Origin of the sequence: Methylobacterium sp. J-030 (assembly GCF_022829545.1) — a bacterium.
GTDB lineage: Bacteria > Pseudomonadota > Alphaproteobacteria > Rhizobiales > Beijerinckiaceae > Methylobacterium.
Genome location: NZ_JAKSYM010000370.1, coordinates 19,239 through 30,737 on the forward strand (window position 1 = coordinate 19,239; position 11,499 = coordinate 30,737).

9 protein-coding genes are annotated in these 11,499 nt (G+C 71.1%); 5 read left to right on the top strand and 4 right to left on the bottom strand.

Annotated features, from left to right (window positions below):
- Positions 1 to 27 precede the first annotated feature (27 nt).
- Positions 28 to 1,446: a M20 family metallopeptidase gene (locus tag MKK75_RS29830; protein WP_244046106.1), complete on the bottom strand. Its 1,419-nt coding sequence runs from the start codon at positions 1,444 to 1,446 to the stop codon at positions 28 to 30.
- A 518-nt stretch (positions 1,447 to 1,964) separates the two neighbouring features.
- On the opposite strand from MKK75_RS29830, the gene MKK75_RS29835 reads away from it, so the two are divergent.
- From MKK75_RS29835 to MKK75_RS29850, 4 genes are all read left to right on the top strand, one after another.
- A complete protein-coding gene (locus MKK75_RS29835) occupies positions 1,965 to 3,755 on the top strand; it encodes a peptide ABC transporter substrate-binding protein (protein ID WP_244046107.1) in 1,791 nt (596 codons plus the stop codon).
- A 19-nt stretch (positions 3,756 to 3,774) separates the two neighbouring features.
- Positions 3,775 to 4,734, top strand: coding sequence for an ABC transporter permease (locus MKK75_RS29840; RefSeq protein ID WP_244046108.1), 960 nt, complete (start codon positions 3,775 to 3,777; stop codon positions 4,732 to 4,734).
- A complete protein-coding gene (locus MKK75_RS29845; protein ID WP_244046109.1) occupies positions 4,700 to 5,632 on the top strand; it encodes an ABC transporter permease in 933 nt (310 codons plus the stop codon). Before MKK75_RS29840 ends, MKK75_RS29845 begins: the two co-directional genes overlap by 35 nt.
- 257 nt (positions 5,633 to 5,889) lie before the next feature.
- Positions 5,890 to 7,740 (top strand): ABC transporter ATP-binding protein, encoded by a 1,851-nt coding sequence (locus MKK75_RS29850; RefSeq protein WP_244046110.1) that lies wholly within the window; start codon positions 5,890 to 5,892, stop codon positions 7,738 to 7,740.
- Positions 7,741 to 7,836: 96 nt separating this feature from the next.
- Here the strand turns inward: MKK75_RS29850 and MKK75_RS29855 are convergent, their stop codons facing one another.
- Positions 7,837 to 8,700 carry a class II aldolase/adducin family protein gene (locus tag MKK75_RS29855; RefSeq protein WP_244046111.1) on the bottom strand — a complete coding sequence of 288 codons (864 nt, stop codon included), beginning with the start codon at positions 8,698 to 8,700 and terminating at the stop codon, positions 7,837 to 7,839.
- A 38-nt stretch (positions 8,701 to 8,738) separates the two neighbouring features.
- On the bottom strand, positions 8,739 to 10,043 hold the full coding sequence (locus MKK75_RS29860; protein WP_244046112.1) for an MFS transporter: 1,305 nt from the start codon (positions 10,041 to 10,043) through the stop codon (positions 8,739 to 8,741).
- A gap of 129 nt (positions 10,044 to 10,172) precedes the next feature.
- On the opposite strand from MKK75_RS29860, the gene MKK75_RS29865 reads away from it, so the two are divergent.
- Positions 10,173 to 11,102 carry a LysR substrate-binding domain-containing protein gene (locus MKK75_RS29865; protein ID WP_244046113.1) on the top strand — a complete coding sequence of 310 codons (930 nt, stop codon included), beginning with the start codon at positions 10,173 to 10,175 and terminating at the stop codon, positions 11,100 to 11,102.
- A gap of 183 nt (positions 11,103 to 11,285) precedes the next feature.
- On the opposite strand, the gene MKK75_RS29870 is transcribed toward MKK75_RS29865, so the two are convergent.
- On the bottom strand, positions 11,286 to 11,499 hold a 214-nt coding region (locus MKK75_RS29870; RefSeq protein WP_244046114.1), incomplete at its 5' end, for a MucR family transcriptional regulator.

Sequence of the window (11,499 nt, forward strand, 5' to 3'; positions counted from 1 at the left end):
GGGCCGGGTGCGCCCGCCCCCTCCGCCTCACGCCAGCGACATGCGCAGCGGCGGCTCGACCTCCGGGGGCAGCGGCGAGACGTAGCCGGCCGCGCCCCGGCGCCGGGCGAGATCCGCCTTCGCGGCCGCGCGCAGGCCCGCATCGGTCAGCGCCCGGGTGCCGGTGGCGGCCATCGCCTTGGCGACCTGCACGAGCGCCTTGTGGGCGGCCGGGGTCTTTCCCTGCGCCACCACCTGCCAGGTGTGGAACGGCGTGCCGATCGCCACGGTCGGCGCGTGGGCCTGCACGGTCGGCACGACCCAGCTCACGTCGCCCACATCGGTCGAGCCGATCGCCGGGTTGCGCGGGGCGTCGAGGGGCACGAGGAAATCCGCCAGCGGCGCCCCGGTGCGCGGCATCCCGATGGCGCGGAAGACCGCGTCGATGTCGCCGTCGCCGAGCGTCGCCCGGATCTGTTCGGCGAAGTCCCGGTCGGCATCGTCGAAGGGCGGCGGGCCGAGCTCCTCCATCACCCCGTGGAGCGCCTGCTCCAGCGGCGTGTTGCCCAGGAGGTTCGACACGGCGCTGACGATCCGCACCGCCACGGTGGTCTCGGTCATCAGGGCGGCGCCCTCGGCGATTGTCTTCACCCGCTCGACCAGCGCCAGCATGCCGGGCAGGTCGCGGGCGCGGATCGAGTAGCGGACCGCCGCCCGCGCCTGCACGACGTTGGGCGCGATGCCGCCGGCGTCGAGATAGGCGTAGTGCACCCGGGCGTCCGAGGGCATGTGCTCGCGCATGTAGTTGACGCCGACGCTCATCAGCTCCACGGCGTCCAGCGCCGAGCGCCCGAGATGCGGAGCCGCCGCCGCGTGGGCGGTCCGCCCGGTGAAGGTGAAGTCCGCCCGGGTGTTGGCGAGGGCTGCCGGCGGCGCCACCTCCCAGAAGCTCGACGGGTGCCAGGAGATCGCGATGTCGGCCTCCGAGAAGGCGCCGGCGCGGACCATGAAGGCCTTGGCGGCCCCGCCCTCCTCGGCCGGGCAGCCGTAATAGCGCACGCGGCCGGGGGTGCCGGTCTCGGCGAGCCAGTCCTTGACGGCGGTGGCGGCCAGCAGCGCCGCCGAGCCGAGGAGGTTGTGGCCGCAGCCGTGGCCATGGCCGCCGGCCTCGATCGGCCGGTGCTCAGCCACGCCCGCCTCCTGCGACAGGCCGGGCAGCGCGTCGTACTCGCCGAGGAAGGCGATGACCGGACCGCCCTCCCCGGCCTCGCCCATCACGGCGGTGGGGATGCCGGCGACCCGCTCGGTGACTCGGAAGCCCTGGTGGCGCAGCTCGGCGACGTGCTCGGCGCAGGAGCGTTCCTCCGTGTAGCAGACCTCCGGCATGCCCCAGACCCGCTCGGACAGGGCGATCAGCCGCTCCGTCCGGGCATCGACGTGGCGCCACACGGCGTTGCGGTTGTCCATCGTGTCGTCTCCGGCGATTTTTACTCGTTCAGTCCGCGGCACCATAGCGGACCCAGCCCTTTCAAGGTGATTGCAGAGATCCGACGCCATCGCGTCGTGCCGGATTTGCACCGACCCGTTCCCGGGCGCATGCAGCGCCAGCGGAATGCGACCCGGGATCCAGCACTTGAGGTCGCGAAGCGTCGATCTGGATCGACGTGAGCCGCATGCGCGGCGCTTCTTGTGCGGGATCCCGGGTCAGGTTCCGCTGCGCTTCACCTGTCCGGGAGAGGGGCGCCCGTCACTGGCTCAGGAGCGCTGGTCCCACGACGCGCGCGAGGCCAAACACCTTGGAAGGGTTGATAGCGGATCCGTCAACCGGAGGGCCGCATGCAGGGCCGGGACCACGTGGCCGCCCGCCCCCACGACGCCGCCCATGACGGCCGGCCCGTTTCGCGTGAAGCGTCCCTGGCCCGCCCCTTGCCAAGACCACACCCAGAATGATGCTGTGCCGGTCGCGGCGGCAACCAGGAACGATTATGGACGAGCGGGATCTGCACGGCCTCATCGGACGCGTGAAGGACGGCCGCCTGTCGCGGCGCGCCTTCGTGCAGCGGATGGTGGCGCTGGGCCTCAGCGCGCCGATGGCCGGGCTGATGCTCGCCGGCACCGGCGTGGCGATGGCGGCCGATATCCGGGCCGGCTACAAGCCCACCAAGGCCGGCGGCGGCGGCGCGCTCAAGGTCCTGTGGTGGCAGGCCCCGACGCTGATCAACCCGCATTTCGCGGTCGGCACCAAGGACCAGGATGCCTCGCGCATCTTCTACGAGCCGCTCGCCGCCTGGGACCCGGACGGCAATCTGACGCCGGTGCTCGCCGCCTCGATCCCGTCCCGGGAGAACGGAGCGCTCGCCGCCGACGGCCGCTCGGTGGTCTGGACGCTCAAGCCCGGCGTCACGTGGCACGACGGCAAGCCGCTCACCGCCGACGACCTCGTCTTCACCTGGGCGTATGCCCGCGACCCCGCCACCGCGGCGGTGACCATCGGCTCCTACAAGGATTGTAAGGTCGAGAAGATCGACGACCTCAGCGTCCGGGTCGTGTTCGACAAGCCGACGCCCTTCTGGTGCGACGCCTTCGTGGGCATCGTCGGGATGGTGCTGCCGAAGCACCTGTTCGCAGACTACATCGGCGCCAAGTCCCGCGATGCGCCGCAGAACCTCGCCCCGGTGGGCACCGGCCCGTACCGGTTCGTGGAGTTCCGGCCCGGCGACATCGTCCGCGGTGCGCGCAACCCGAACTATCACCTGCCGAACCGGCCCTACTTCGACACGATCGAGATGAAGGGCGGCGGCGACGCGGTCTCGGCGGCCCGCGCGGTGCTGCAGACCGGGGAATACGACTACGCCTGGAATCTCCTCGTCGAGGACGAGGTGCTGAAGCGCCTGGAGACCGGCGGCAAGGGCCGGGTCGACGTGGTGTACGGCGGCAAGCTGGAGTTTTTGCTGCTGAACGCCACCGATCCGAACGTCGAGGTCGACGGCGAGCGGTCCTCGATCACCACGAAGCACCCCGCCTTCTCCGACCCGAAGGTAGCCCAGGCCCTGAACCTGCTGGTCGACCGCAAGTCGATCGAGACCTACATCTACGGCCGCACCGGCCGGGCCACCGCCAACACGGTCAACGGCCCCGCGCGCTTCGTCTCGAAGGACACGACGTTCGCCTTCGACCCGGCCCGCGCCAACGCGCTCCTCGACGAGGCCGGCTGGGCGAAGGGCTCGGACGGTATACGGGCTAAGGACGGCAAGCGGCTGAAGCTCCTGTTCCAGACCTCGATCAACGCCCCGCGCCAGAAGACCCAGGCGATCATCAAGCAGGCCGCCGCCAAGGCCGGGATCGAGATCGAGCTGAAATCAGTCACCGGCTCGGTGTTCTTCGCCTCCGACCCGGCCAATCCCGACACCTGCACGCATTTCTACGCCGACATGGAGATGTACGCCTACGGCGCCACCCAGGCCGACCCGGCGATCTGGCTCTTGATGTACGCCTCCTGGGAGGTGGCCCAGAAGGCCAACAAGTGGCAGGGCCGCAACGTCGTGCGCTGGCGCAGCGACGCCTACGACGCGGCCTACAACGCCGCCCAGAGCGAGCTCGACCCGGTCAAGCGCGCCGCACTCCTGATCAAGTGCAACGACCTCGCGGTCTCGCAGAACGTGCTGCCGCTGATCCACCGGGCCGAGGTCTCGGCGGTGGGCGCGAGCCTGACGGCGCCCCGCAGCGGCTGGGACAACGACCTCGCGTTCCTGCCCGACTGGTATCGGGAGGCCTGAGCGGGCCGCGGAGCGCCCGATGGGCGCCTACATCCTGCGACGCCTCCTGATCGCGATCCCGAGCCTGCTCGGCATCAGCCTGATCCTGTTCGTCGTCCTGGCGCTGGCGCCGGGCGACCCGTTCGGCGAACTCGCCATGAACCCGAACGTGCCCCCGGAGGTGCGCGCGGCCCTCCGTGTCAAGTTCGGCCTCGATGACCCGATCCTGACCCGCTACCTGCACTGGCTCGCCGCCATGCTGCACGGCGATTGGGGCTTCTCGTTCGCGAGCCGGGTCAACGTCGACACCCTGATCCTGCAACGGCTGCCGACGACGCTGTTCGTAGTCGGCTCCTCGCAGGTGCTGGCGCTGCTGATCGCGATCCCGGTCGGCCTCTATGCGGCGCGCCGGCCCTACTCGCTCGCCGATCAGGTCGCCAACACTTTGGCCTTCGTGGGCTTCTCGCTGCCGACCTTCTTCACCGGCCTGCTGTTCATCCTGCTGTTCTCGATCAAGCTCGGCTGGCTGCCCTTCGTCTACCAGGCCGACCTGCCGGGATCCGGCCTGCCCTGGCTCTGGGCGAATGTCCGGCAGGCGATCATGCCGGTGGCGGTGCTGGGCTTCTTCCAGGCCGCCTCCTACACCCGCTACGTGCGCGCCTCGGCGCTCGACGTGGCCCGCCTCGACTACGTCACCACGGCCCGCGCCAAGGGCCTGAGCGAGGGCACGGTGACCCGGCGGCACATCGCCCGCAACGCGCTGATCCCGGTGGTGACGCTGGTGGCCCTCCAGATCCCGGCGGTGTTCGGCGGCGCCATCGTCACCGAGCAGATTTTCCGCATTCCCGGCATCGGCTCGCTGCTGATCGACGCGATGCTGTCCAACGACACGCCGGTGGTGATGGCGGTGACCTTCGTGTTCGCCGGCCTCGTCATCCTGTTCAACCTCGTCGCGGACCTGCTCTATGGCTGGCTCGACCCTCGCATCGCCCTCCGATGAGGCGCTTGCCCCCGCCCGCGCGCCGGCCTCGCCGGGGCGGGAGACTTGGCGGCGCTTCCGGCGGCACCGGCTGGCGCTGGCGAGCGTCGGCGTGCTCGCCGTGCTGGTGGGCGGCGTGGTGTTCGGCGGCCTGCTCTGGCCGGTCGCCATCGACGACATCGACTTCGCGGCCCAGCTCCAGGGCCCGTCCTGGGACCACCCGTTCGGCACCGACGATCTCGGCCAGGATCTCCTCGCCCGGATGATCTACGGCGGCCGGATCTCGCTCGCGGTCGGCTTCGCCGCCATGGCGGTGGCGAGCGTGATCGGCGTGCTGGTCGGGGCGCTCGCCGGCATGTCGCGCCGCTTCCTCGACCCCCTGCTGATGTGGCTGACCGACCTGTTCCTGTCGCTGCCGCAACTGCCGCTGCTGCTGCTGGTGATCTACCTGTTCCGCGACAGCCTGAAGGCCGTGTTCGGCAGCCAGGGCGGCGTGTTCCTGATGATCGTCGCGGTGATCGGGGGCCTGCGCTGGATGCCGGTCGCCCGGCTGGTGCGGGCGCAGTTCCTGAGCTTGCGCGAGAAGGAGTTCGTGGAGGCGGCCCGCTCGCAGGGGGCTACCACCGGGCACCTCGTGCGCCGCCACATCCTGCCGAACGCGCTCGGGCCGGTGATCGTGGCGGCCTCGATCGAGGTCTCGGCCGCGATCATCGCGGAATCGACGCTGTCGTTCCTGGGCCTCGGCTTCCCGCCCGACATCCCGACCTGGGGGCGGCTGCTGTTCGACGCCAAGGACCATCTCGACGTCGCGCCGCACTGGGCGCTGTTCCCGGGGGGCGCGATCTTCCTGACGGTGCTGTCGATCAACTTCATCGGCGACGGTTTGCGCGACGCCCTCGATCCGCGGCGGGTGCTGTAGGGCATGGCGCGGGGTCGTTTCGAGAGCCGGCTGTTCCACATCTCTCCCGCCCCCCTCTGCGGGGGAGGGTGGCCCCTGCGTCGGCAGGGGTTGGGAGAGGGGCAGCGCGACAGTTCAGGATGTGCCGCCGGTCGCGACCTTTCCGGACACGTCGCTCCCCTCTCCCGACCCGCTTCGCGGGCCCCCCTCCCCCGCAGAGGGGGGAGGGAGAAAGCGGGGCTGTCCCGACACATCACGCTGGATCAGGAGGCACGCCCGTGACGGACCCGATCCTCTCGGTGCGCGACCTCACCGTCTCCTTCCGCTCGGACGGACGCTGGCGGGCGGTGGTGCACGGCGTCTCGTTCGATGTCGGCCCCCGGGAGACCGTGGCGCTCGTCGGCGAATCCGGTTCGGGCAAGAGCGTCAGCGCCCTGTCGGTCCTGCGCCTCCTGCCCCGGGACGCGAGCCGCGTCGGCGGCAGCGTGCGCTTCGAAGGCCGCGAGCTGCTGGCCGCCCCCGAGGCCGAGATGCGCCGGGTCCGCGGCGATTCCATCGCCATGATCTTCCAGGAGCCGATGACCTCCCTGAACCCGGTGCTGACCATCGGCTTCCAGATCGCCGAGGCGCTGATCCGGCACCGGGGCCTGTCGCGCGCCGCCGCCGAGGCGGAGGCGCTCCGGCTCCTCGACACGGTGCGGATCCCGGCGGCCCGGGCGCGGCTGCACGAGTACCCGCACCGCTTCTCCGGCGGTATGCGCCAGCGGGTGATGATCGCCATGGCGCTGGCCTGCCGGCCGAAACTCCTGATCGCCGACGAGCCGACCACGGCGCTCGACGTGACCATCCAGGCCCAGATCCTCGACCTGATCAAAAGCCTCCAGGATCAGGAGGGCATGGCGGTCCTGTTCATCACCCACGACATGGGCGTGGTGGCCGAGATCGCCGACCGGACGGTGGTGATGTACAAAGGCCGGGCCGTCGAGGACGGCGCCACCGCGCGGATCTTCTCCGCGCCCGCCGAGCCCTACACCCGGGCGCTGCTCGCCGCGGTGCCGCGGCTCGGCACCATGGCGGGCCGCGCCCGGCCGATGCGCTTCCCGGTCATCGACCGGGCCACCGGCGTGGCGGCGGCGGCCTCCGAAAGCCCCGACACCGTCAAGGCCGCCGAGCGCCCGGTTCTGGAGGTGCGCGACCTGACCACCCGGTTCGAGATCCGTTCCGGCCTGTTCGGCCGCGTGACCGGCCGGGTCCACGCGGTGGAGCGGGTCTCGTTCAGCCTCGCGGCCGGCGAGACCCTGGCGCTGGTCGGCGAATCCGGCTGCGGCAAGTCCACCACCGGCCGCTCGATCCTGCGGCTCGTCGAGCCCCTGTCGGGTTCGGTCGTCCTCGACGGCGAGGACATCACGGGCCTCGACGCCCCCGCCCTGCGCACCCGCCGCCGCCGGATGCAGATGATCTTCCAGGACCCGTTCGCCAGCCTCGATCCGCGCATGAGCGTCGGCGCCGCGGTGGCCGAGCCGCTGCTGATCAACCGCCTCGCCACGCGGAAGGAGGCCCTGCGCCGCGCCGAGGACCTGCTCGCCCGGGTCGGGCTGTCCCCCGACATGGCGACGCGCTTCCCGCACGAATTCTCCGGCGGCCAGCGCCAGCGCATCGCGATCGCCCGGGCGCTCGCCCTGAATCCCCGGCTGATCGTCGCCGACGAGGCGGTCTCGGCGCTCGACGTCTCGGTGAAGGCGCAGGTGGTGAACCTGATGCTCGACCTGCAGGCCGAGTTCGGCCTCGCCTACCTGTTCATCTCGCACGACATGGCGGTGGTGGAGCGGGTGAGCCACCGGGTGGCGGTGATGTATCTCGGCGAGATCGTCGAGATTGGCCCGCGGGAGGCCGTGTTCGGGAACCCGCAGCATCCCTACACGAAGACGCTGCTGGCGGCCGTCCCGGTCCCCGATCCGGCCCGGCGCCGGGCGCGGCACGCCCTGCCGGACGCCGAGATCCGCAGCCCGATCCGCGCCCCGGACTATACGCCGCCGGAGCGCCTGGTCCGGGAGGTCTCGCCCGGCCACAGCGTGCAGGATTGGGAGGCCGGCTGGGACGCGGGCACACTGGAGGGCGCCGCCGCGTGACCGTCGGCGGCACCCGATCTCCGGAGCGCGCGGACAGCGCGCCGGGGCTCGGACCGAAACCCGGCAGGGGCCGGCCTCGCTTCCGGCCCCATTCCCTTACGCGAACATGTCGGGCTGGGTCTCGGCGATGTGGCTGTACAGCGTCTGGAAGTGCAGCCAGCCGATATAGTCGCTGCCCACGTGCTCGCGGCTGTAGCGGGCGGTCTTCTCCGAGAGGAGCTGCGGCTTGATGCCGGTCTGCTCGACCAGGAGCTGCTGCTGGCAGGCCCGCTCCAGGGCGATGAACCAGAAGGCCGCGTCGTCGATGCTGTGCTGCGAGCAGGTCAGCAGGCCGTGGTTCTGGTGCAGCACGCCGCGGTTGCGGCCGATCTGCTGGGCGACCGAGAGGCCGCTCTCCTTCTCCACCGCGACGGCACCCGCCGAGGCGCCGATCACCGCGTGGCTGTTGTAGAAGGCCGCCGCGTCCTGGCTGATCATGTCGAGCGGCCGGCCGGTGGCGCACCACGCGGTGCCGTAGGTCGTGTGCGCGTGGCACATCGCCATCACTTCCGGATACTCCTCGTGCACGGCGGCGTGCAGCACGAAGCCCGCCCGGTTGATCGCGTGGCGCCCCTCGACCACCCGGCCCCTATGGTCGGCCAGGATCAGGTTCGACATCCGCACCTGCGAGAAGTGCACGCACATCGGGTTGGTCCAGTACAGCTCCGGACGCTCCGGATCGCGGATCGTCAGGTGCCCGGCGAAGCCGTAGTCGAAGCCGTGCATCGCGAAGGCGCGGCAGGCGGCCACGAGGTGCTTCTTGCGGTAGTCCCGCTCCTCGGCGTGGTTGGCGAAGTCCGGGATCTCCGGGAAGATCAGGCCGGCCTGCTCGGGCTGGTAGATCGAGGTCCGCTTGCGGCCGGCATCGTCGTTCGGCAGGTCGAGGGCGATGGCCTCGTCGTGGGAATGATCGTCCAGCATGATGTGTCCTTTCTTCGGATCGCGGAGAGGGGGGAGAGTCAGCGGTTGACGAGGCGCTTGGGCACCGTCAGCGCCAGGAGGCTGCCCAGGGCGAGGCAGGCGGCGAGGGTGTAGACGCCGAGGCTCGTGGACTTGGTGGTGTCGATGATCCAGCCGATCAGGTAGGGGCTCACGAAGCCCGCGAGGTTGCCGACCGAGTTGATCACCGCGATGCCGGTGGCGGCGGCCGCGCCGGCCAGGATGGTGGTCGGCAGGCACCAGAACTGGGCGAGCGTCACCAGCACGCCGATGGTCGCCACGGTGAGGGCCGCCTCGGCGATGACGAGGTCCGTGCTGAACCGGATGCTGACGAGCCACCCCGCCACCCCGAGGAGGCCCGGCACCACGATGTGCCAGCGCCGCTCCCGGGCCGCGTCGGACAGGCGTCCGACCGTGACCATCGCCACCGCGGCCGCGCCGTAGGGCAGCATGGTCAGGAGGCCGATCCGCAGCGGGTCGGAGACGCCCGCGCCCTTGATCAGGGTCGGCAGCCAGAAGCCGACGCCGTAGAGGCCCATAATGAAGAAGAAGTAGATCCCGCAGAGCAGCCAGACCCAGCCGCTGGTGAAGCCGTCGCGGAAGCGGTGGGCGGCCACGGTGGCGCCGTCGGCCGCGATGGTGCGGGCGAGCAGCGCCTTCTCGTCGGCGTTGAGCCACTTGGCCTTCGCGATGCCGTCGTCGAGATAGGCCAGCACGCAGAAGCCGAGCACGAGGGAGGGCAGCGCCTCGAGCAGGAACAGCCACTGCCAGCCCGCGAGGCCGCCCGCACCCGAGAAGGCGTTCATGATCCAGCCCGAGAGCGGACCGCCGACGAGGCCGGCGATCGGGATGCCGGTCATGAACAGCGCGATGATGCCGCCGCGCCGCTCGGACGGGTACCAGTAGGTCAGGTACAGGATCACGCCCGGGAACAGCCCGGCCTCGGCGAGGCCCAGCAGGAAGCGCAGGACGTAGAACCACGTCGGCGAGGTCACGAACATCATGGCGGCCGAGATGACGGCCCAGCTCAGCATGACCCGGGCGATCCAGATCCGCGCGCCGACCTTGTGCAGGATCATGTTGCTCGGCACCTCGAACAGGAAGTAACCGAGGAAGAAGATCCCGGCGCCGAGGCCGTAGACCGTCTCGCTGAACTTGAGATCGCTCAGCATCTGCAGCTTGGCGAAGCCGACATTGACCCGGTCGAGGTAGGCCGCGACGTAGCAGGCGAACAGGAACGGCACGAGGCGCCATGTGACCTTGCGGTAGACCCGCGTCGTCTCGTCGAGACTGGGCTCGACGAGGGCCATGACCCCCTGTGCCATCGTGACGTCTCCCTAGACTTGTCGTTCCGCAACCGTCTTCGCGGCGCGTCGGCACTATCATTCGTGACCGAAATATTGACAAACGACGATTTTTCACGCGTTTCGTGAATTGGATTCATGGATTGACGGATGCGCCGGATCCCGAGCTTCCCCGCCCTGCGGGCCTTCGAAGCCGCGGCGCGGCTCGGCAGCTTCGCGCGGGCGAGCGAGGAGCTGCACCTGACGCCCTCGGCGGTGAGCCATCAGATCCGGGCGCTGGAGCGCTGGTTCGAGCGGCCCCTGTTCCGGCGGGCGAACCGGCAGGCGACGCTGACCGTCGACGGCGAGCGCCTGCTGGCGGGCCTCGGCCACGCCTTCGACGCGATCGAGGCGGTCTGCGCCGCATTGAGCCCGCCGCCGGCCGCATCGCTCGCGGCGTCGCTCGCCGTCCACTGCACGCCGAGCTTCGCGGCCAAGTGGCTCGGGCCGCGGCTGCCCGCCTTCGTGGAGGCCCATCCCGGGATCGCCATCCGCCTGTCGACCAGCGCCGACCCGGTGGATCTCGGCCGGCACGGGGAGATCGACATCCTGATCGCCTACGGCCGGCCCCCGCGCGGGGCGGGCCTGACCGTCGAGTCCCTAGGGCCGGAGGAGATCGCGGCTTTGTGCACGCCGGAGGTCGCCCGGGCGGTGGGGCCGGTCGGGCCCGGCCTGGTGGGGCGCTTCACGCGGCTGGACTCGTCCTTCAGCCCGGTCCGCTGGCCGGACTGGTTCGCGCAGAACGGCCTGCCCGCGCCCGACGGGGCGGCGGGGGCGGGGGCGGCCTTCGACCGGGGCTCGCTCGTGATCTCGGCGGCGGTCCAGGGCCTCGGGGTCGCGCTGGAGAGCCTGCGGTTCGCGGAAGGCGAACTCGCCGCGGGGCAGCTCGTGCGGCTGGGCGGCGGGCGGGTCGCGAGCCTGACCCGCGACCTCCACTTCATCTGCTACCGCGAGCGGGACGGGGCGCTTGCGAAGATCCAGGCCTTCCGCCGCTGGCTGCTCGACGCGGAGGCGGCGAGCCGGGCGGGGTCGGCCTCTTAGCCGGTGACGGAAGCCGATCCTGGCGCGGGCCCCGCTCCCATGCGGGAGTCGGCAACGTGCCTCGAACCTGTGTCGCCGGGCGGCGGGGCAGGGCGGACAAGCGCTCGTCCTCCGGGGCGTCGGTGTTGCACTCAGAGGCGCGAATCCGCACCGCTCCCGCCGGAGAGATGCGGACCATCCCGCTCAGGCGCTGCCGCGGCTCTTTCGTCCCCGCTCGGCCATGGCGCCGGGCTGGCCCAGGCCGATCGCCTTGGCCAGCGCCGAGCGCTGCTCGGCATACGCGGGGGCGACCATCGGGTAATCGGCCGGCAGGCCGTAGCGGTCGCGGTAGGCCCGCGGGTCCAGCCCGTGGCTGGTCAGGTGGCGCTTGAGCGTCTTGTAGGTCTTGCCGTCGATG